This is a genomic window from Mycobacterium sp. TH-M82, from assembly GCF_057473605.1.
In genome coordinates this window covers 31,967-51,480 of record NZ_JBYCKY010000905.1, presented here as the reverse complement: position 1 = coordinate 51,480, position 19,514 = coordinate 31,967, and the positions used below count along the sequence as shown (strand labels likewise).

The following is a 19,514-nucleotide window of genomic DNA, read 5'->3' as shown; positions in this document are numbered from 1 at the left end:
TGCAGCGAAGATTGACCAGAATCGCCGAGGTACTTTGACAGATACCCGGCGTGTCGCGTACCGGTGTCAAACTAGCTGCCCGCCGAAATCGCCACTCCCCCGGAGCAATTACGTCTCGGCATACCTGCGCGACCTGTTGTTAAACAACACTGGCCACCTTGTCAATCTTAAATGCATCTCGACAACAAAAAAACCACCACACAACAACGCTATAACGCCCCACACCACACCCCGTGCCGGGTGGGGCGTGGGGCCCGGGGGCTGCGGTGGGGAGTTCAGCCAGCGTCCCGAGCTTGGCCGAGTCTGGCGACCTAGGTCGCAATCGCACCGAGCTGGTCCGCCACCTCCCACTCACTCTTCGGCACCTCGTAGACGTGCAATCCGCCGCGATGGCTGGACTGCCAGAACCGCAGGTGAAACATCGACCCGTCGAGGGCCTCGATGACCTGCTCGTTGCTGCTCCATCCTCCCGTCGCCAGCGACAGCCGCACGACCGTCCGCAACTGAGCGTCTAGCCACTCGTCAACGGTCATCAGCGCCGGGGTCCACCACACCTGCTCGAGCAGGTCCACCAGCGCCCGCGGTGAGCCGTAGAAACCACGCATCACCGCAATCCCCCACGCGGTGGGGTAACCGTCGTCATCGACCAGGGCGTGATCCTCGGCAGCGGCGCTCATGCCAGAATCCCGCGGTCGTAGTCGGCCCACAAATCGCTGGCATGCTCCACAGCGGCGTCCTCCAATGCGGCCTCGACCGCCTTCGACTCAAGCCACTCAATCTGCCCTCGAAGCTCTGCGATCTGTTGACGCACGCACTGCGCATGGGCCCAGTTGTACGCACGCACCAAGTCAGCTTCGCTGCGCGACAACATCATTTGCGCCTCATCCAGGCTTAGCTGTTCGACGGCGACCGGCTCGTCATCATCGACATAGACGACCATTCTCACAATCCCCTTCGGGTGAGGTGGGCCCGCCCCCAACGGCTTGCCCGTACACCAGTAACACTATCAATCGGCACCGACAGAAAATTAGCTACGGAACCCGTTGCAGCACAGCGCTATAGCGTCCACTACCCCACCACTGTGCCGGGTGGGTGGTGGGGTCGCTGGGATCACTGAGCGTCGACGACGGCGATGCGGGCCGAGCCACCGGCCGCCTCAAGTTCGTGAGCGCGGCGCGCGGCGGCCACCCGATGCACCCGGCGCGGATAGACCCTGCCGTCGCGCTTAGTCCGGGCCTGCGGGTAGGTCCTCTCAAACGCGTCCTGGTCGTCAAACATCAGCACCACACTGACGCCATCGACCTCAGCCACCTCGAGCTGCTCGGCGCTGGCAGCGATGAAGTCGTCAACGGCCTGCAGTTCAGCCACCAGCCCTGCCGGCGGCGCCGCGGTGCTGCGCTCGAACTTGGCGTAACGCTTCGCATCCACACCGAGTAACCGAGCGGTCTCCTCCTTGAGCAGGCCCGCCGCCAGCCGGCGCACGGTGAGGTCACCGCGCTGCTCACCGCGGTACACCTCAACGACGCGGCCGTGCCGGCTCAACTGCCCGGCGGCCCGCCCCACGGCCACATGCTGCAGCGACAGCGGGTAGGCCGCCAGATCCCGCAGAGTGCGCGCGTCGGGATGGGCGTCTTCAAATTCGGCCTGGTCGACCACAGCCCTCAGCACCACGGTGCCTTCAGCCGGCGCCGCGGCGATAATGCGCGCGGCCTCGCCGGCGACAAACTCCTCCATCGCGATCAGCTCGTCGACGAGCTCCGGACCGACCTCCAAGGCACCAGTCTCCCGCGAACGGTATTTGCGCAGATCGACACGCAGCACCGGCACGAGGTCCTCGACGCGCAGACTCAACGCGTTGCGACGAGCGATCAAGTCTGACCACAGGTACGGCGGCTCGTCGATGTCGTCCTCCCGGATGCAGACAGCGGCGGGCGACACACCCGCCAAATCCACTTTCATGATTCCTTCTCCCCTCCGGAGATCTCGGGCCGGCCCCTTGCTGGCCTGCCCTTCCACGCCGATGCTACCAACGCCATGCGACGCTGGCGGTTATCCACCTCGCGCCTACTGCAGACTGGATGATGACTGGCATGCTCAACCCAGGCACGCCAACGGAGAGGAGGACGCGGGTGAAGAGGAACCGCCTGAACAGCTCAGTCTTCTTCGCAGTGATGGCTGCGCTATTTCTGGCACTCTTCGTGGTAAACGCCATCCATGGCACGTGGCTGGGCTTGATCAGTACGGGGGCCTGGCCGTGTTGATGGGGTACCGGGCATGGTCGGACAAGCGCCGCACGAACCAGCAATAGACCCACAACGCAACACCGACCGGTGCTCAACCCAGTGGACTTCCCCCGCGCGGCGGCGCCTGTAGGTTCTCGCTTTTCGTGTCCTATCGCGCTCCCCTGAGCTGCGGCGATGCGATTAGTCTTGTCTCTACGGTTTATCTCAAATTCGCGTCATTTATAGGCGAGCAAGATCGCCCTAAGTTCAAATCTCGAACTGCAGGGGCAATGCCACCGTCGGCATTCACCGGCGTCGGTGGGTACCAGCGCAGTTCGTAGTGCCAATCGATGCCTTCGGCGCCAAGTCGGTTTCCGGTCACGTTGCCGCTCTCGTCTCGTTCGGCGACGCGGACTCGATGCCAATGGGCGATCCGGATATGAGGCGGGAGCCTCCATCCAGCAATGCCCACATCTCCTGTGCGCTCGCCCGCTTGCCGGCGGTACTGTCGCAGCGCTGCGCCGGTCCGCCATCCCAGATTGCCGATTTCGGCGCGGCGGATCTGCTGCGGTCGAGAAATCTGCTCAGCGGGAGGCCAGTCGATTTCGGGATCACCCGCCGCGGAGTACAACAACAGCGACAACGACAACGGGATGAGGACCGGCAACTCCTCGCCATTGGAGTTCCCAGCCTCGTGCGCACCTTGAATCTGCACCCTGACCAGATCGGCCAGCGTCGTCGCTGCTGCAAGGTCGCCGCGGAGCGGGAAAGTCACGCTCTGGACTTGCGGGGTCGGGTCGCCCTCCTCCTTATACACCCACATGCACCGAACACCCTGCGCTGCAGGTATATTCGTGTAACCCGTTAATACGCCGCGGCCGTCGGCGCCTCGAAGCTTCATGTTGCCCACCGCAGGCGTCGGTCCCGAACCTGTCAAGTTCCGGTACTGACTGACCGTGCCGGCCACGACCATTCCGAGGTAGTGACACATGCGGCGCCCGTCGTGCAGTGACAGCGGGGTGGCAAGGCTGTAAGCGACGGCATCGAACGGGAACCGTGTCAACCAGTCCGGGACGAGCTCCACATCGGTCTTCGCGTTGATCAACGCGCCAGCGAACTCGTCGTCGACGCGCAACACCACAGGACTGTCGGACCACTTCTCGAAGATCATCCCGGCCACGTCTTGAGCCCACTGCGTGGCGGGGTTGCGTGCTGGTGGTCGGTTCGCCCACCACTGGAACGCGGCGATCACCGCGGCCGCATCATCAACCTTGATGTGCCGCTTGGTCCGCAGATCGCGACCTTTCTTCTTCACCACACCCCCATCCTCCCGCACGCCGAGCCGGACAACGCGAGAACACGCACATGGTCAACGCCGCACGAGCGAACCCGGCGCCCTCAAAGGTGATCAGCAGGCGGGAGAGAGGTGTGTCGTTTCCCCGTCGACATCGCCAAAGGACTCCTCGCCCTGTTAACCCTCGGGGCCGACGCCATCGTCCTGACAACCGCGCTAGGAGGAATCGGATGCTTCCTACGCCGGCGCAAACCGGCGATCTAATGCACCATCAATAGAGCTCGGCCACACAGCGTTAGCGCTCCGGCGGAGGCAATCGGCCGTGTCGCGCCGATCAAGCGTTTGCGGCATCCCTCCCCTACGGGGGATCATTGTCGACGTCCAACCATGCGCGAGAGGGGTGGGGGTCGTTGCCCACTGCCTACGGCGTCCGGGCCGACGTCGTCTGGCCCAGCGACCTGGCCTTGCCACCCAGGCCGCCAGCTCTCGTGTACCTGGACACGTTCGCCTGCATCAACCTGGCGAAAGTCGCGGTCGGGACCGCACCACCCGGCTACCGCGACCTGTTCGCGGTCTGTCGGCAGGCTCTGGCCGACGGCCGCGCGATGTTCCCGTTGTCGTCGACGCACATCCTGGAGATCTACAACATCGCCAGCGCCGCCCAGCGCCGGGACGTTGTAGCAGTGATGGAGGAGTTGTCCGACTTCAACTTCTTCCTGGGACGCCCCCAGATCATGGAGCTCGAGTTCGAGGCCGCGCTCAACGATCTGCCGACCATGACGGTCACCTCTCAAGGGCACATCCCGCTTGTGGGAACGCACATGCTGCATGCCTTCGGGCAGAAGGGCGGCATCGTCTTCGAGGGAACCACCGCGGAGGAAGCATCGTGGTGGGCTGAGAAGCTCTGTCAGGACATGGGAATACAGACAGGCGCTGATCCGATGGCAAGTCTGAATCGATGGGCGATGCGCCAACTGGTCACCGGACCCGACGACCACGAGGATCCTGCCTTACTCCAAGCCGGGTACAGCTTGGACGGCTGGCGCGACATGCTCAAGAAGCGGGCCGAGCGGGAGAACGACCTCGTCGGCAAGCTGGATGCGGATCCAGCGCTTCGGCAGTCCAAGTTGCGCGACGTGGTCAACGCCAATGAGCTTTACGCCGAGCTCGGACACCTGGTCGACCGCGCACAGAGAGCCACCGGGCTGTCACTGTCCCAGATCCTCGGGATACAGGATCCCCCGACACCCGAATGCCTCGCCAAAGTACGGAATTTCATCGACGGGATGCCCTCAACCCGCGTGGCCGCTTCGGTGAAGGAGCGATACCACAGCGATAGTCGCCATGAATGGACGACGAACGACATGCAGGACATCGATGCGCTGGCGATCGCAGTGCCCTACTGCGACGCGGTATTCATCGACAAGGCCGCGCGCAACCAGGTGGTTACCAGCCGCGAGCTGAACGTCTTCCAGCCTTTCCTTCCTCGCCGCCCGGCAGATTTGGTCGACTGGCTTACCGATCTGCCAACGCCGTAGGCGGCCTGGCTTTGGCGGGCAATCGTGACGTCGGTTGTTGGCGAAATCTGGTGCCGCTCGGGTTGCCGCCACTCTGATTCTGTTGGTCAATATTGACGCCATTGTGAGATGGGCGTGTCGTGGTGGCCGAGGCGGTAAGAGTCGGTTCCTGTCATTTGCCACGATAATGGGACCACCGCTTGGCCAGTATCTATGGACCACCTGTTTGGCTCATTGGGGATGATCGGTGGTCGTCGGGCTGGTGTCAACTGCCGGGTTTCTGGCGGCGTCGGTAGGACTGTCCTTCGATGATGAGTTCGTGTGCTGTCGAGGTGATTCTGTCGACAGCCGATTGGGCCAGCAGGGGGTCGGTCATGACGGCCAGCCATTCATCGGGGCTGCGGTTGGAGGTCAGCAGGGTCGAGGCCCGTTGGTGGCGGGCCACGACGAGCTCGTAGAAATCGGCGGTCGCGGTGGCGTCCATCGGCTGCAGGGCGAAATCGTCGATGATCAGCAGCCGGATTTGGGCCAGGCGGCGCATCTCGGCTTCGGTGCTGTTGTCGAGTCGGGATGCTTTGAGCCGCTTGAACATTGCATCGGCACGCAGCATCAGTGTGGGGATGCGGCGGCGCACGGCGATGTGACCCAGTGTCGTCGCCAGATGTGTTTTGCCCACCCCGACCGGTCCCAGCAGCAAAGCCCCGTGAGGGCCGTCGAGGAAGCGCAGGCTGGTCAGGTCGGTCCACAGGGTGCGGTCGTAGCGCACCGCGGCGGTGTCGTCCCAGGAATCCAGCCGCATTGCGGTGTCCAGGCCGGCGTCGCGGGCGCGGCGGGCCGCTGAGCTGTTGTCGCGGCGGCTGGCCTCATCGGCGAGGATCAGCTCCAAAAACGCCGCGTGGGATAGGTGCTGCTGGTGGGCCAAGGTGAGCCGCTCGGGCAGGGTGTCGAGCATCCGCCCGAGCTTGAGTTGGCGCATCACATTCTTCAGGTCAGTCGAGATCGGATCGCTGACAATGGGTTTGGTTGCCATGGTGATCACCGCCCCTGGGTTTCGTCGCTGCTGGTGGGGGCTGCGCCGCCGTCGATGATGCTGAGCCAGTCGGGCCGCTGCCGGCCGTGGGGGCGGTATTCACCCGGATCGCGGGCAAACCGGGCCGGTGCCAGCCCAGTGGCCGCCCGCGCCGCCTCGGCTGGGGTGTTCTCGGTGGCTTTTTGCAGCATGGCGGCGATCTTGGATACCGAGACCACGTCGAGTTCCAGGGCACGCCCGCAGGCGGTGTCCACTGGTGTCGCGCCGTAGCGTTTGACCAGCCCCAACAGTCGGTAGACCTGGCGCATCCGGGTCCACGGCAGCTGGTGGTCGAGCAGGCGTTCGGCGTAGATGCCGATATCAGCCCCGTAGCCGGCGGCGGTGGTGATCAGCCGGGTCAGGTCCCGCATGGCGTAGCCGGTCTTGTCGGCGGGCAGATCAGCCGGGTCGGTGGAGCGCCCGCCGGCGGGCTGGCGGGGATGGGTTTTGATCAGCTTGCCGCGGAAAAACGCCTTGACCAACTCACCATCGGCGCGAACCGAAACGGTTTGCCCGCGAAAGTGTTCGGGAATCGAGTACAAGGCTCGATCGACTTGGATGTGGTAGTCACGGTGCACCTTGGCTTGCGCGTAGATCGGCACCTGGTAGACCACGGTCGGGGCGGGCAGCAGCAGCGCAGCCTCACATTCGGCGAACACCACAGCAGGGCGCTGGCAGGTAGTGCCATGGATACGCTGCCCGGCCTTATCGGCACACCACACCTGGGCTCGGGCCTGGGCGTCGGCCAGGTCGGCGAAGTCCTCACCAGCGAAGAAGTTGCCCCGCACGTACTGGACCATGCGTTCCACTCGCGGTTTGTCGCACGGGTGTGCCACCCTGGCCGGGTCGGTGAAAAATCCGCGGGCTTGCGAGTACTCCGTCCACCCCACACTGAACTGCGGATCGGTCGAATCCGCCTTGGGCACAATCGGTGTCATGTTGTCTGGGATCAGCACTTTGAAGACACCTCCGTAGAATCGCCAGGCCGCCTCGCAGCCGGCGATGATCGCCTCCAGGGTCTGGCGCAACGTCAGCCACACGAACATGTGCCGCGAGTACACCGCAGTGAAGATCAACGCGTGCACCACCCGGTTGCGCCCAGATTCGGGATCGAAGACCTTGCCCATCTGACCGAAGTCGATCTGGCACTCCACACCGGGCTCACCGTCGGCAACCGGCACCGTGCCAGCGGACCCACGACCCCGGTAGGCGGTGCACTGCGTGCAGTACCGGTGCAGGGTCCGCTGCGGAACCATAATGCCTTGACGTGCCAACAGGTCACCGATCTTGACCACCGTCAGCCCCTTTTCCACCCACTTGACGATCTGATCGTGGTTGGCGCGCAACAACTCCCACATCGCACCGTGGCCATCTGGCCGGCCTGGCCGCACCGCCTCGATCACCGCCCCGATCAGCTCATCGGTAAGCTGCTCCAGATCGCCGTCACGGACCAACCCCGCCAACTCCGCGGCGTTCGTATAGTCGCGTGCGGTCTTGCGATCGACCCCTGCCAACGCAGCAACCCGGCGCAAGCCGGCCCCCGACATCCACACCCGCAACAGCTCGCGTACCTCGATCACCGAAACCTCCCGATACATTCAGCGGACCTCCTTCACATCGATCGACATGAAGCGATCCGACCCAGTAATCGAGCGACCCCCCGCGACGACACGCCGGTGGTCCCATAACTGGCAAACGGGTGGTCCAATGAAGCTGGCTAAACCCTGGTCAAAGTGGTCCCATCACCATGGCGGTCGACAGTTCCGGTCATCGAAGATGTTGCGGCCGAATATGAATCGGCCGACGATGGCTGCGCAGAGTCGTGAGTCGGTAAAGCCGCGATCCTGCCAACGACGTATTACTTGCCGGGTGTGGCGAAGACAAACAACGCCATGAAGGCGAGGTTGATGAAGAAGACAGCTTCGACCAGGCCCACAGTGATGAGGAAGGGCGCGAACATTCGTTGTTGGGCCTCGGGTTGGCGGGCCACGCCGGCGACTAGTTGAGCGCCGGCCATGCCGTCACCGATGCCGGCGCCGATCGCGCCTCCGGCCATCATCAAGCCTCCACCGGCAAGGGCTCCTGCGGTGATGATTGCGTGGACGAGTTCGGGGTCCGCGGCCATCGGTTACTCCTCTACGTGAATTGTTGGATCAGGGAACTAACTGATGAAACAACTTGTGCAGCACCGTCTTCAGCGCTTATCAGCACGCTGATTTGGCGGGCGTTATCCCTCAGCAGCGGATCGTTGACGGCGATGCGCATTGCCTCGGCAAGGCGTTGCGAGGTGAGTTTGCGCTGGTTGATGGTGGCCGCGCAGATCCCGAGTTCGGTGATGCGCCTGGCCCAGAACGGGCCATCACCATAGGCGGGTAAGGCGATGGTGGGCACTCCGGTGCGAATACCTGCCGCGGTGGTTCCCGCCCCGCAGTGGTGCGCCACGGCGGCAACCCGAGGAAACAGCCAGTCGTGTGGGGTGTCGCCGATGGTCAACATATGGTCCTCGGCGACATGTAGATTGGTCCAGCCAGCTTGCACGATGACCCGGACGTCGGCCAGTTGGGCCGCTCGGCGGATCGTGTCCGATAGCTGCTCGGCTCGCGCCGAGGTGGTCATCATGCTGCCGAGCCCGACAAACACCGGCGGTGGACCGGCAGCGAGGAACTCGGCGAGGTCAGCAGGCGGTTCCCAGATGCCGGCGCTCGCCGGCCACCAGTAACCAGTGACTTCCAATCCCGGGCGCCAGTCCGTAGGCCGGGGCGCCACCCTCGGTGAATACCCGTGCAGGACAGGCCATTGCGCAGTGGTGCGTTGTTGACGCAGCCGACGGGCGGAGGTGCGCGACAGCCCGAGCTGGCGGCGGAATTGCGCGACCACGCCGCCGTATAGGGAGTCCAGTAACCAGGCGCCTGCGTTGGCGGCAACCCGATTTCCGCACGACCCGGCCGACCAGGAACCCACAATCGACGGCGGGTACTGCGCGGTCGCTGACAGTGGCTGCAACCGGAGCCCAAGAGAGGGAATAGCTTTCGCTTCGGCGAGCGGGTGTCCAACCATTTCGGCGAACGGTGATAGCAGCAGGATGTCTGCGGGTTCGTCGGCGACGGCCGAGAGGATGTCGTTGCCCAGGGCGCGCATGCCTCTAGGCGAGGCGAATGCTGCCAAACCTTTGACGGGTGATACCTCGGCGCCATCGGCGGCAGGCTGCAAATCGGCCGGCAGCTCGCGAAACCCCAAACCGCAGCCGGAAATCATGTCCGCGAAGGGGGTGTAGGCGGCTATGGCGACCTCGTGTCCGGCCTGCTGTAGCGCCACGCCCACCCCGGTGAGGGGAGCGACATCGCCGCGGCTACCCACGGCGATGATGACAATCCGGCTCATCGGTTCACCGCCACGGCACGACCGAAGATGGCGACCAGGTCTTCACCGTACGCACGGGCGTCGAAGGCGGGATCGCGCAAGATATTCTCCACCGCGGCATTGACCGCGCCCCGGAGGGCGACCGCCATCGACGTGATCGGGAAATCGCCGAATTGTCCATCCTGTTGCCCCGCCGTCAAGATCGTCGTCGGGTCCAAGACAGCCAGTTCCTGTTGTAGCTCAGCCGTCACTTCGAGTTCCTCGAAACGGCGCCCGTCTGCCGGCTGGTAGCTCGTACCGAGCTGCGTGAGGGCCGCCAGGTGCGAACGGTGGGTATCGAAGTACGCGACGCTGCTTGTGATGTAGGCGGCGAGCTTGTTCGCCGCGGTTGACTGCGCATCGACGGCCGGTCCGACGAACGACAGCGCCGTGCGATACATCTCCTCGACGATCGCGTCGACCAAGTTGTCCTTGGTGCCGAAGTGATACAGCACCGCGCTCATCGCCACCCCAACCCGATCAGCGATCTTGCGGATCGACGCCTGAGCCCACCCGATTTCGGCGATCACCTCGATCGCGGCGGCCACAATCTGCGCCCGTCGCGCCGACTGGGTGAAGGTCGCCGGCTTCTGCAGATCTGATCGCATACTCTGATATTAGATCAAGCGATCAGCGCGCGAAAGCGTGCGCCCACGTACGCGGTTCCTCGGCCTTTACGTGCATGCCGCAGAGCGGTGCGCCAACCGGCCGCCATCTCACGGAATTCGCGACGCCCACATTCGCAAATACTCGACCGGGAAAACGGGCGCCGACGTCAGGATTCACGAACAAACGACGCTGAGATCGGCACACAGGGCCAGCGGCCGGCAATCGCGCCAACGCGAGTAGATAACAACCGCTGTGCCTCTTACCTTATGTCCCATATGCCTTTTGGGGACATTTCAGATGAATTGGCACTGCCACGAGGAGAGGAGGAGGAGGAGGAGGAGGAGGAGGCGCCGCCGCCAATAGCGCAGTCCGACAGCGGCTTTCACGTCCATTCAGTCAGCCGCGGTAGAGCACGACTGAGCCGGTCATATAGATCTGGCCAGCCTTTTTGCAGCCAGGCGATGTGTCCGTTGGACAGCTTGGAGGCGTCGATGATCGAGTCGACGCGGATTTGCTGTTCGGGGACTCCGAGTTCGGCGAGCTTGCGGTAGAGCGGGTTGGGCTCGATGTCGCGGCCGGCCAGGTACTCGAAGACATGCGAGCGTTGCCAGTCCCAGATCGGGCCATAGGTAATGGTGCCGTCCGCTCGGCGCACCACTCCGCCGACTTGCGCGCGTACATCTGACTGCGAACTGTGCTGTCGAGCCCGCGTTTCGGCGCCCAGACCGCGCCGGTACAGCATCCGTCGGCCGTGGGACTCCTCAGCGCGCACTCCCCACAGCGATCCGCGGCCGTAGCGGCGGTGCGCCTCGGCCGCGGGCCCGGTGATCATGATGTCGGCGAGCTGTCCGCGCAACCGACGATCGACTGCGTGATGGTCGAAACCACCGCCGGCGATCAGCACCGTCAGCAAATCTGGGTCAGCGGTGATCACGTGGTAGTTCAGCTGCCATTCCTGCGCCAGGTCCTCCAGATAACGCAGCGTCTCAGGGAACTGCAGCCCGCTGTCGAAGAACACCACTGGGATGTGCGGGTCGACCTGCCGAGCGAGGTCGACTACGACGGTGGAATCCTTGCCGCCACTCCAAGATACGAACCCGTCGTTCTCGTCGAGGTGTTCGGCGATGCGGTCGAGCAGATGCTGGTGGCCCTGGGCCCCGCGCCGGCGGGCGGCGATGCCGCGTAACGTGTGCAGGTCTAGTCCGGCCGGCGTCGTGGTCATCGTGCGTCGCTGACGGTGACGGTGCACCTCGGGAACAGCCGAGCGAGGTATTCGCGGACGTAGTCGATGCCCTCTGGGCCTTCGAGAATCGATTCCACGCTGGTGGTGTCGTCCCACCACCACCACTGTCCGTTGCGCTTGAATCCAAACGGCGGCGGCACGTTTGAGTCGATGTGGGTGCGGACGAAGGTGCGGGCCGCGCCGACGACGAACCACCAGTCGTTGCCGCCGAAGGTAATGGTGCCATCAGCGTCGGCGACGTCGGATAGTCTGCGCGGCAGCCTTACTCGGGCCAGGCACGGTTCGATGGCCGGCTTCCGCGGGCGGGTGAGCGAGCGGTAATGACCGTTGCGGCCGGGCTCGTCGGATCCAATGTCGGATCGGTTGGGGTGCACGATCCATTCGGTGGGGGTCATCACCGCTCCCTCAGTTGCAAGACGACGCGTTCGTTGAAGCCTCCGGATCGGGTTGCATAGGCGACGTGTTCGGCGGACGCTACGTCGAACTGCATTCCTCTCGGGAGGATATGGGTGGTGTCTTCCACGCTGTCGGAGCGACCCAAATACATCCCACGGCTCGTCACAACCTCGAACACCACATGCCGGGAGCTGTCGTGGCCCGGCGTCTCATGCAAGTTGTGTCGAGTGAGGGTGAACTGGTCGAACGCGATGCTCGCACCGGGCCGCAGGTTAGCCGGCAGGTCGGAGGGCTTGGTGATGTCGCCACGGTTATCGGGCAGCTTCACCGCAACGTAGACGCGGTGGGTGCGGTCGTTGAGGCGTTCATACGCCTGGATCGCCCTGTCGAGGCGCTGCACCTTCGCCCGATCAGTGTCCGCCAGTTGTTGGACGTCACCCGCCGAGCGGTGCAGCTTCTCGTTGATGCGCCGCCACTCAGTGGGGTCTTCGCTGGTCAGCATGCTCGCGATCGCGGCGTGCTGCGACGCCGGCGCGGCGGCCATCACCTGGTTCTTGACCGCCGAGCGGATCTTGCGCTGGCGACCGCTCAGCCTTTCCCGGAACTCCTCGCGGGGCGGCAGTTCGCCGCGCAGGCGCCCGGACTCGATATGGCTCCTATCTCGAGGCGTGGCGCGATCACGGTCGCGAGCCGCCCGGGTCAGTGAGGTGTCCGCGTCGCGCAGTTCGTCGGTGATCTGGTTGGCCAGGCGCTGGAAGCCACGCTCTGTCATCGCATCCTCGGCCACCTCGCGGGCGGCCTTCACGTCGCGCGCGGAGATCGGGCCACCTTCGACATCGACGACGACGGGTTGTTCCCGGTTCGGTCTGGCGGTCTTGGCACCCACGCGGTCTCAAACTTCCCTAGCTCGACGATCAAGGGCAGTGTATGGGCCAACCTGGACACCAAGCGGGATTGCTGCGCGCGCCAGACCGAAAAGAGGGAGGCGGCCCCGGATGGACTGATAATCAGCCTTCCGGAGCCGCCTCAGGTGAAACCCTCACCCGACCCCTGTGTGCGTTTCGTGTCGCTCACGATACCAACCGATCCGGCCGTATCGTGGCGCCAGCATGCTTTCCGATCCCGCCGCCGCGGCATGGGTTGCCGCCGGTCGACCCGCCGTGGACGCGCCGTCGCCGGTAGATGGCCGCTGCGGGCGCTGCGGCGAAGAGGGGCCGACCGTGCTGAGCTCGCGCATCATTTCTGAGAAGTTCACCGGTTTCGACGCCTGGCCATTCGGATCCCGCCGGCTCTGTGTGCCATGCGCCTGGGCCTACAGCACCCCTCCCACCACACAACTGGCTTTACTGGTCACTGCGACGACCGTGACGGAGTACTCCACCGGTGCCGCATTGGCTGACGCGCTCGCTGGCGGCGCCTTGCCGACCTCTCAAGCCGCGATCCTTCCGACCGCTCGACGCCGCCACATCCTGCCGACCGCCCAATGGGGACATCTCGCCACCGATGGTCTCGTCGTGCCCTGGGATGCCGCTGCGGCGACCCGGCTGACCGACCTGATCTGGCTGCGCACCACCGTGGGCGCAACCTGGACCCAGCTGAGCCATCCGGCGCCTCCCTCGCGGTTACTGCGCGCTCAGCCGTCCAGCCATTGGGGGCGCATCCTGGCTGCCTGGACAGCACTGCAGATATGGCGCACCGTCCCGCCACTGTGGGCAGCAGCTCGCGCCCTCACCACCATGCCGACGCCTCAGCCCTAACCCGCGCGCCGAGCGATCACCACCCGGTGACTGCCGGGCCATTTACGCTTCACCCATGACGGCAGCTCCCACTCCCACCCAGGCGTGGCGTGCCCTGGTTCCCGAACTGCCCCCCTTCGACGAACCCGCCCCGGACGCCGAAACGAAAGAAGCCGCCCGGCCCAGTCCCGCCGACACCGCTGAACGGCTGCTGCTGCTACTGCACTACAGCATCGACTGGGAGAGAAGCTGGCTCGCCGACCCGCGATACCGCAAAACCTACTGGGACGAGCTGCTGCCCGGTCGAGTTCGCCGTGCCGCCTACCGCGCCGACACCCTGGATCGCTGGTGGTCTGATGTGTCCATACAGCTCGAGGTCTGCGCGCCCCGGCAGCGGGATCGACGCCTCGAGCTAGCCATGCTGCTACGCCAACCGTCGCTACCCGTCATCGCCGTGCTACGTGACAGTCTGCCGGCACTGCTGCTGCGAGTGCGCATCATCGCCGAAGCTGTTGCCGAACAACGGAAAGCGGCCCGCGGGTGAGCTTGATCAGCGTTCACTTCGACATCGACGTCTTGGCCCGATCCTCGATCGTGCACCGCGAGGACTACAGCGCCATCGGCACCGACAATTTCGCCTTGTTCCGCCGAGAAAAAATCATCACCCCTACCGGTGAAGTGATACTTGTCCCGATCGTGTCGGGCAGCGGCTTCCGCGGCATCTTGCGCCGCATCGGAGAGTCACTGACCGCCGCCGTGCTCAACTACGAAGACACCGCCCTGCCCATCCCGGCAGCACACCTACTCACCAACGGCGGCCGGCTGGCCAAATCCGCGCGGCCCCTTACTGACGAGCAAGAACGCCGCCTCAAGGCTCTACTGCCCCAGGTCGCGGTATTCGGCGGGGCGGCGTCGGGCCGCATCATGTCGGGGCTACTGGACGTCGGCAAGGTGCTGCCCGAGATCGCCGAACTCTCCCACATCCTGCCCCGCCCACCGCGATCCAAAGCCTTGTCTGCCGTGCTTGGCGTCGCAGAAGAATCGTTTAGCCACCTGTCCGATCACCGCACCACCACCGCCTGGCCTCCCAGCACGGACTCGGATGAAAACAGCAGTCCGCTCGGACGATTCGGGGTGGAGACGCTGCCGGCCGGAACCCGACTTCAGACCTGGGTTCGACTCACCAACGCCACCCCCATCCAAGCAGCATTTCTGCTTTCCGTCCTGGACGAATTCGCCACCCGAGGACACCTCGGCGGCCGCATCGCCGCCGGCCACGGACAGGTCACCGCCACCGTCACCGCGACCACGCTTCGCGGAAATCTGCCCAGCGACAACATCGACTGGGCAGCGGACCTAACCGCTCACCGCGACGAGGCGATCACCACGCTATCGCAACTGAGTTGACACACACACATGATTGCTCTGCAGATCACCGCCACCACACCACACGGTGTCGTGCTGTCCCGCCCCTGGGGCGTGGCCTTGGATGGATTACTCGCCTCAGTACTGTGGCACCGCCGTAAGTGGGCCGCCCGCACAGCGGGCGAAGAGTTCACCTATCAGCACACCAAAGACCCTGAGACACTGGACCTTCCCCTCGCCAAATGCGGCAATCCCACCTCTGACGCCGACTGGCACTGGATGGCCACCTTCGCCGACCTCCACCCCCATCACGTCACCGACCCCGACATGCGCTGGCGCACCTCACGCACGAATCGGGGCCGGCTTCAGCAGCTGACCCCCGTCATTGGAAGCCAAGCAGTTTCCGACGCCCAGGGCCGCTATCAAAAGCGCATCGTCCCTGTCATGGCGCATCCCGCCGCGACCTTGACCTGGCGCGCCGTCGGCGACGCCGACCTCATCCGTGAGCTGCTCACCGACCTCTTTTCGATCGGCAAGCACCGCGGGGTCGGAGAAGGCCTCGTCACACGATGGGAAGTCACCGAAACCCCCGATATCTCACGCTGGGCCGCCGGCCACGAACACGAGCCCGGCGTACTCGGCCGCACAACGCCGGTGCGCTGCCTCACCCACACCCCCGGTGTCCAGACAGGACAGCTGGGTACCGCCGCCGTCCGGCCCCCGTACCTGCACCCTGCGAGCCGCGCCAACGCCTACCAACCAGCCCGCTAGCAGGCTCGCATCACGGCCACGAATGGACATTCTGCGCTTCTACGGCCTGAGACCAATAACACGTTAGCGGCCCGCTTGAACCCGGCGCCGTGGGCAGTGGAAAGCCTTGCTCGACAAGGGCTAACGCCGCACGAAACGCCGCCTGCCACTCGAGATATTTCAGATCTATCCCTTCGTGCACAGCGTCATTTCGCCTGGCCACTAGATCAGTTTTGAAACCCTCCGAAGGGCCCTGCCCCAATTCCCTCAGCAGTACTGCCTTCCCTCCAAGTCCCTGATGGCTTCGGTCGCGGAGGAGCCTTGCTCGCTCCCCCGACTCGGTTCCCACTAGCAGATCGTCAACCAGCTTGGTCGCAGCCAGCTCTGCTGCAGTGGCTGCATCGATGACCGAGCGGCGGTACTGATCGGCGTTTTGCAGAGCGCGCGCGTCCCGCAACAGAGTCCATGCCAGTGGCGGCTCAATGTGTGCGAGCGCCAAGCAATCCTGCAGAATCGTTGCGGTCACACCGAGGACTCGCTCAGGGCCCTGAACAACAGTGCCGCCGGCCCTCAACGGCTTCCTTTCCCCGCTTTCGTCGACCGTCCATATCGACGTCCGCGTATTCGGGTTTAACCAATCGCTGGCCTCGTGGCCGACTTGTGCGAGGCGTTGGTTAGTTGCAATCTCGAGCCATGTCCTGACATTCTCCCACCAGGTATCAATCGTGTTGAGAATCTCCAACGCTAGAAGGTCCTGCCCCCACTCCGAACGTATGGCGGGCTCCACGACCTCCGGCCCAGCCTGAATGCTGAAGGCAAGACGTTTGATGACAACACCTTTGAAGCCCAGCGTATGGTCCTTGTAGTGGATTCCCCATTCTTCATCGGGCGTGGGTAGCGCTGCCGCCCAATCGCGCGGAGGCGCCAAATAATCCGCAAGCCCGGTTTCAGCGTCGGGCGTCCGTGGCAGACGTACAGTCGCGGCGAAGACGCCGTCCTCTGTAACGAACGACGTCGAGTAGCTTGACCTGGCGGCAAGCAAGTCCACTTCGGCTAGAAAAGGCCGGTCCAGGTCGTACCACCATTCCAGATGCACGCCGTGCTCCGATGCGGCCATTTCTTCGTCAGACACTCGACCACGGTACCTACGAAGCCATGCGCGCACTGAGCGTCGAGTTCGTCTTCGTACTGATGATTGGACCCACAGCGAGCGCTTCACGTGGAGATGTACGCGCCCGCGTTGGCAGCCGCGTACAAGACCCGATGGCTTTGGCGGGCAGTCGTGACGTCCGTTGTTCGCGAATTCTGGTGCCGCTCCGGTTGCCGCCGGTTTGACTCTGTTGGTCAATCTTGACAGCAGGCTCGTCAGCACCGCCACGAACGGATTCTGTTCCCTCACCAGCCCATGTCGCGCGACACTTCTGCTTGGGCCGCCGCGACCTCGTCAGCAGTCGCCGCGGTCACATCCGCATCGGCCGCCCATTCGAACCGGGTCAAAAGATCAGCCAGCGCCTGCTTTTGCGCCGGATGCGTGATCGGCACCGTGTTCAGATCAGTATGGGCCAACCAGTCGAACAAGACGATCGCGTCGGCACGCCACAAACGCACGCTGACGGTAGGCAGGTCTTCCTCCATGTCGGTCAATCGTGCCATCCTCACGTCAGGGCAGTGCCTGGCCGATGGCGATCAGAAGGCCATAATCCGTAGCACCCATCACCTTGCCATGATGGCAGGCAGAGAGTAACTCAGCCGAGTTTGGGCTGATCAGGGGCTCCCTTAATGCCTGACCAGTCTCCAGAGTCCTTGCAACCAGAGTTGAAGTCGTCTTGGTCGAGACCTGCCGCATCACTGCTCTCTAGGGCCAGCAGCAGCATCGTGACGCATCCGGCTGGGTAGCGTGAGTTCTTGTCCTGAAGTCCTGCGTTATGCCCCAAGTTGTATGAACGCATGTCCTTGAAACCATGGGTGGAAACACCCCACACCAGGACAACCACGGCGACGACAGCGGCGATGGCGATTACCAAAAGCTTTCTGTCCCTCGTCATCCTGACCTTCCTATCGTCTTCGCGAGGGCCTAACCCCACCCACGGCCCGTTACCAGTCGACTGCTGAAAGGTATTGCGGGCAATAGAACCTGATCGCTGTCTTGACGAACGCGAACGCGCCGGCGCTGCCCGGAGGGACCACCCACCAACTCCCACTGTTGGCCGATTGCCGGGGGGTCAATCCCTGCATCGATATCCCGTTACATACGTCATGCCCCAACCGGACGGTGGTCGTCGGGCTCGACGTGTGCCACTGAACCTCGGCTAGCGCGTTGATGAACTGCACATCATAGGCGGTGAGAGGATCCGCCTTCGCCAGCGGCGCCAGCGCCAGCAACGCGGCAACCGCGGTGACAAGCGGGGTCGACGTCCACCGCACGGCTATCATCGTTCCACCTTCTATCGGGCCACCGGTCGCCTGGCCAGAAAAAGGTACCCCTGGCGACAGGCCTGCGGAGCGAAATCGCCGATCGTTCTTTTGTCGAAGTGGCCAGTTTTCATCGAGCCGGACTGGCTTCCGGCGGTTTGAGGTGGACGCGAGGCCTCCCTCGGAGGACCGCCTGGCAACCAGACGTGTCCGCAGGCGGGAAAGCCACAGTGGAAGGCCCGCATCCCATCGGCCGAGTTTCGGCACGGAAATCGTTGAGAGAGTTCTCCTCCAGCACTTCCAGAAGTCTCAAGCGGTGCAGTGATAGCCGCTGTGAGAATCGGGTTGAGACCGGGGCCGGCCATCACGATGAATTTGCGAGGGAGCCGGGGTCAGGAACGGTGGCAGGTTGAGATGAGGGCTTGCTGTTCGTCGAGCAGCTCGCTGATCGTGCTCAGATATGCGGATTGGTCGCTGTGGATGGCATCGCTTGGGCGCCCGGCTATTTCGTCGTTGTTGATAGCTTGTCGCCGCGCCACTGCCTGCACGGATAGGTCGGCGATCCGGTGAAGGCGGCGAGCAATGTCGGGGGTGGATGCTTGTCGTGCGTAGGTTTGCAGCTGGTTGGACCAATCTCGGTAGCTGGCCAGATCCACGTCGGTCGCTGTCAGCCGCGCTGTGAGCACGCTATTGGTTTTGAAGTTGAAGTTGGCGACCGAGTCGACGGTCCGGCAGTCCGGGTTGGGGCGATCCGATAGGTATGCGATTGTCACAGTGGCGATTCCAGCCACGATAAACAGCGGGATCGACATCCTTAGTCGCCGCGGCGGCGCAGCATAGTCGACGTCCACCGCCGCGTCGTCAGCTTCTGCGCTTGCGCGCAACGACTCCACGTGCGTGGTCAGCTGATCCTTGCGGTACCCGAGCCATGCGTAGTAGGCCGCGAAGTACAGCGCGAACCCGACAAAGAACACTCCGCGCCGAATATCGTTGGCTAGGAAGGACAAAACTCCGGCGAGGATGAGGAAGGCCGGCGTCAGCCATATCAATGCCCTCGACCCGCGCAGGGCCCTACGCGTGTGCGCCAGCCGCAAAGTGCCCACCTTGACGGCAGCCACCAGCACGCGCGGTTCAGAAGGGATCTCTCCGCGGCGCAATGCCCTGTTGATTTGGGGCAGCTGCTGGCGGCTAAGTCCAGTGAGGGCTGCAGAATAAGCCCGGCGGAACGGGCGCTGGACGAAAGCCAGGCACGCGGATATCAGTAGAGCGAACCCCGCCACGGTGAGCGGTCCCCACAACCATCCGGTGACGGCGAAAAAGTTCGGGTACAGCAACGCCGCGACTGCGCCAAGCGTGATCGCGCCGAACGCGGCGTTCGCCAGCCAGCTCACCCACCAAGGCGCAACAACGATTCGAGCCCACACAGGTTCTAAGTGTCCCAGAAGGGAGGCGGCCCTTGGGAAGAACCAGGCCGATCCAGCATTTGCAACTTGCGCGACATG

At 64.0% G+C, this 19,514-nt stretch carries 22 protein-coding genes and 1 pseudogene; 6 read left to right on the top strand and 17 right to left on the bottom strand.

The features are described from left to right. Positions 1 to 311: 311 nt before the first annotated feature. From AC2VON_RS26605 to AC2VON_RS26595, 3 genes are all read right to left on the bottom strand, one after another. Positions 312 to 677, bottom strand: a complete 366-nt coding sequence (locus tag AC2VON_RS26605) for a hypothetical protein (RefSeq protein WP_036473620.1) — start codon at positions 675 to 677, stop codon at positions 312 to 314. Further along, positions 674 to 940: a hypothetical protein gene (locus AC2VON_RS26600; protein WP_081285083.1), complete on the bottom strand. Its 267-nt coding sequence runs from the start codon at positions 938 to 940 to the stop codon at positions 674 to 676. The genes AC2VON_RS26605 and AC2VON_RS26600 overlap by 4 nt, the downstream gene beginning before the upstream one ends. A 170-nt stretch (positions 941 to 1,110) precedes the next feature. Continuing rightward, the gene (locus tag AC2VON_RS26595) at positions 1,111 to 1,959 is read right to left on the bottom strand and encodes a hypothetical protein (RefSeq protein ID WP_064942988.1); all 849 of its coding nucleotides are present in this window, start codon (positions 1,957 to 1,959) and stop codon (positions 1,111 to 1,113) included. A 212-nt stretch (positions 1,960 to 2,171) separates the two neighbouring features. Here AC2VON_RS26595 and AC2VON_RS26590 point away from each other — a divergent pair. Then, a pseudogene (locus AC2VON_RS26590) lies at positions 2,172 to 2,308 on the top strand (hypothetical protein). 134 nt (positions 2,309 to 2,442) lie between these two features. On the opposite strand, the gene AC2VON_RS26585 reads toward AC2VON_RS26590, so the two are convergent. Next, entirely contained in the window at positions 2,443 to 3,537 is a 1,095-nt protein-coding gene (locus AC2VON_RS26585) for an AcrVA2 family anti-CRISPR protein (protein WP_486955451.1), read from the bottom strand. Between the two features lie 389 nt (positions 3,538 to 3,926). Between AC2VON_RS26585 and AC2VON_RS26580 the strand changes: the two genes are divergently transcribed. Then, positions 3,927 to 5,054, top strand: a complete 1,128-nt coding sequence (locus AC2VON_RS26580) for a hypothetical protein (RefSeq protein WP_064942985.1) — start codon at positions 3,927 to 3,929, stop codon at positions 5,052 to 5,054. A gap of 244 nt (positions 5,055 to 5,298) precedes the next feature. On the opposite strand, the gene istB is transcribed toward AC2VON_RS26580, so the two are convergent. The 8 genes from istB to AC2VON_RS26540 all read right to left on the bottom strand — a co-directional run bounded on the left by istB (position 5,299) and on the right by AC2VON_RS26540 (position 12,635). After that, complete coding sequence (gene istB / locus AC2VON_RS26575) at positions 5,299 to 6,063, bottom strand: IS21-like element helper ATPase IstB (protein WP_486955450.1); 765 nt, start codon at positions 6,061 to 6,063, stop codon at positions 5,299 to 5,301. Positions 6,064 to 6,068: 5 nt separating this feature from the next. Beyond that, on the bottom strand, positions 6,069 to 7,700 hold the full coding sequence (istA, locus tag AC2VON_RS26570) for an IS21 family transposase (protein WP_486955449.1): 1,632 nt from the start codon (positions 7,698 to 7,700) through the stop codon (positions 6,069 to 6,071). 260 nt (positions 7,701 to 7,960) lie between these two features. Further along, positions 7,961 to 8,227: a F0F1 ATP synthase subunit C gene (locus tag AC2VON_RS26565; RefSeq protein ID WP_036473610.1), complete on the bottom strand. Its 267-nt coding sequence runs from the start codon at positions 8,225 to 8,227 to the stop codon at positions 7,961 to 7,963. A gap of 11 nt (positions 8,228 to 8,238) precedes the next feature. Further along, positions 8,239 to 9,483, bottom strand: coding sequence for a glycosyltransferase (locus AC2VON_RS26560; protein ID WP_036473608.1), 1,245 nt, complete (start codon positions 9,481 to 9,483; stop codon positions 8,239 to 8,241). Further along, positions 9,480 to 10,109, bottom strand: coding sequence for a TetR/AcrR family transcriptional regulator (locus AC2VON_RS26555; protein WP_036473607.1), 630 nt, complete (start codon positions 10,107 to 10,109; stop codon positions 9,480 to 9,482). The genes AC2VON_RS26560 and AC2VON_RS26555 overlap by 4 nt, the downstream gene beginning before the upstream one ends. Positions 10,110 to 10,492: 383 nt before the next feature. Beyond that, entirely contained in the window at positions 10,493 to 11,332 is an 840-nt protein-coding gene (locus tag AC2VON_RS26550) for a phosphoadenosine phosphosulfate reductase domain-containing protein (protein ID WP_036473605.1), read from the bottom strand. Then, positions 11,329 to 11,748: a hypothetical protein gene (locus AC2VON_RS26545; RefSeq protein WP_036473603.1), complete on the bottom strand. Its 420-nt coding sequence runs from the start codon at positions 11,746 to 11,748 to the stop codon at positions 11,329 to 11,331. The genes AC2VON_RS26550 and AC2VON_RS26545 overlap by 4 nt, the downstream gene beginning before the upstream one ends. Then, positions 11,748 to 12,635 carry a hypothetical protein gene (locus tag AC2VON_RS26540; protein WP_036473601.1) on the bottom strand — a complete coding sequence of 296 codons (888 nt, stop codon included), beginning with the start codon at positions 12,633 to 12,635 and terminating at the stop codon, positions 11,748 to 11,750. The genes AC2VON_RS26545 and AC2VON_RS26540 overlap by 1 nt, the downstream gene beginning before the upstream one ends. 223 nt (positions 12,636 to 12,858) lie before the next feature. Here AC2VON_RS26540 and AC2VON_RS26535 point away from each other — a divergent pair, with 223 nt between their 5' ends. The 4 genes from AC2VON_RS26535 to AC2VON_RS26520 are packed head-to-tail and all read left to right on the top strand — an operon-like array spanning position 12,859 to position 15,621. After that, complete coding sequence (locus tag AC2VON_RS26535) at positions 12,859 to 13,506, top strand: hypothetical protein (protein ID WP_036473599.1); 648 nt, start codon at positions 12,859 to 12,861, stop codon at positions 13,504 to 13,506. Positions 13,507 to 13,561: 55 nt separating this feature from the next. After that, positions 13,562 to 14,029, top strand: coding sequence for a hypothetical protein (locus AC2VON_RS26530; RefSeq protein ID WP_036473597.1), 468 nt, complete (start codon positions 13,562 to 13,564; stop codon positions 14,027 to 14,029). Then, positions 14,026 to 14,892 carry an RAMP superfamily CRISPR-associated protein gene (locus AC2VON_RS26525; RefSeq protein ID WP_036473596.1) on the top strand — a complete coding sequence of 289 codons (867 nt, stop codon included), beginning with the start codon at positions 14,026 to 14,028 and terminating at the stop codon, positions 14,890 to 14,892. Before AC2VON_RS26530 ends, AC2VON_RS26525 begins: the two co-directional genes overlap by 4 nt. Before the next feature lie 9 nt (positions 14,893 to 14,901). Further along, the gene (locus tag AC2VON_RS26520) at positions 14,902 to 15,621 is read left to right on the top strand and encodes a hypothetical protein (protein ID WP_036473593.1); all 720 of its coding nucleotides are present in this window, start codon (positions 14,902 to 14,904) and stop codon (positions 15,619 to 15,621) included. 10 nt (positions 15,622 to 15,631) lie between these two features. Here AC2VON_RS26520 and AC2VON_RS26515 read toward each other — a convergent pair whose 3' ends face one another. The 5 genes from AC2VON_RS26515 to AC2VON_RS26495 all read right to left on the bottom strand — a co-directional run bounded on the left by AC2VON_RS26515 (position 15,632) and on the right by AC2VON_RS26495 (position 19,403). Next, positions 15,632 to 16,732, bottom strand: coding sequence for a hypothetical protein (locus tag AC2VON_RS26515; RefSeq protein ID WP_139813804.1), 1,101 nt, complete (start codon positions 16,730 to 16,732; stop codon positions 15,632 to 15,634). 263 nt (positions 16,733 to 16,995) lie between these two features. After that, positions 16,996 to 17,244, bottom strand: coding sequence for a hypothetical protein (locus tag AC2VON_RS26510; RefSeq protein WP_196771085.1), 249 nt, complete (start codon positions 17,242 to 17,244; stop codon positions 16,996 to 16,998). A gap of 101 nt (positions 17,245 to 17,345) precedes the next feature. After that, a complete protein-coding gene (locus tag AC2VON_RS26505; RefSeq protein ID WP_139813803.1) occupies positions 17,346 to 17,645 on the bottom strand; it encodes a hypothetical protein in 300 nt (99 codons plus the stop codon). 49 nt (positions 17,646 to 17,694) lie between these two features. Next, positions 17,695 to 18,033, bottom strand: a complete 339-nt coding sequence (locus AC2VON_RS26500; protein ID WP_064942984.1) for a DUF732 domain-containing protein — start codon at positions 18,031 to 18,033, stop codon at positions 17,695 to 17,697. A gap of 371 nt (positions 18,034 to 18,404) precedes the next feature. Further along, on the bottom strand, positions 18,405 to 19,403 hold the full coding sequence (locus AC2VON_RS26495) for a hypothetical protein (RefSeq protein ID WP_036473585.1): 999 nt from the start codon (positions 19,401 to 19,403) through the stop codon (positions 18,405 to 18,407). Positions 19,404 to 19,514 lie beyond the last annotated feature (111 nt).

Coding starts and splice junctions, on each gene's coding strand:
- AC2VON_RS26605 (WP_036473620.1), bottom strand. CDS start 677: ATGAGCGCCGCTGCCGAGGATCACGCCCTGGTCGATGACGACGGTTAC.
- AC2VON_RS26600 (WP_081285083.1), bottom strand. CDS start 940: ATGGTCGTCTATGTCGATGATGACGAGCCGGTCGCCGTCGAACAGCTA.
- AC2VON_RS26595 (WP_064942988.1), bottom strand. CDS start 1,959: ATGAAAGTGGATTTGGCGGGTGTGTCGCCCGCCGCTGTCTGCATCCGG.
- istB (WP_486955450.1), bottom strand. CDS start 6,063: ATGGCAACCAAACCCATTGTCAGCGATCCGATCTCGACTGACCTGAAG.
- istA (WP_486955449.1), bottom strand. CDS start 7,700: ATGTATCGGGAGGTTTCGGTGATCGAGGTACGCGAGCTGTTGCGGGTG.
- AC2VON_RS26565 (WP_036473610.1), bottom strand. CDS start 8,227: ATGGCCGCGGACCCCGAACTCGTCCACGCAATCATCACCGCAGGAGCC.
- AC2VON_RS26560 (WP_036473608.1), bottom strand. CDS start 9,483: ATGAGCCGGATTGTCATCATCGCCGTGGGTAGCCGCGGCGATGTCGCT.
- AC2VON_RS26555 (WP_036473607.1), bottom strand. CDS start 10,109: ATGCGATCAGATCTGCAGAAGCCGGCGACCTTCACCCAGTCGGCGCGA.
- AC2VON_RS26550 (WP_036473605.1), bottom strand. CDS start 11,332: ATGACCACGACGCCGGCCGGACTAGACCTGCACACGTTACGCGGCATC.
- AC2VON_RS26545 (WP_036473603.1), bottom strand. CDS start 11,748: ATGACCCCCACCGAATGGATCGTGCACCCCAACCGATCCGACATTGGA.
- AC2VON_RS26535 (WP_036473599.1), top strand. CDS start 12,859: ATGCTTTCCGATCCCGCCGCCGCGGCATGGGTTGCCGCCGGTCGACCC.
- AC2VON_RS26530 (WP_036473597.1), top strand. CDS start 13,562: ATGACGGCAGCTCCCACTCCCACCCAGGCGTGGCGTGCCCTGGTTCCC.
- AC2VON_RS26520 (WP_036473593.1), top strand. CDS start 14,902: ATGATTGCTCTGCAGATCACCGCCACCACACCACACGGTGTCGTGCTG.
- AC2VON_RS26505 (WP_139813803.1), bottom strand. CDS start 17,645: ATGACGAGGGACAGAAAGCTTTTGGTAATCGCCATCGCCGCTGTCGTC.
- AC2VON_RS26500 (WP_064942984.1), bottom strand. CDS start 18,033: ATGATAGCCGTGCGGTGGACGTCGACCCCGCTTGTCACCGCGGTTGCC.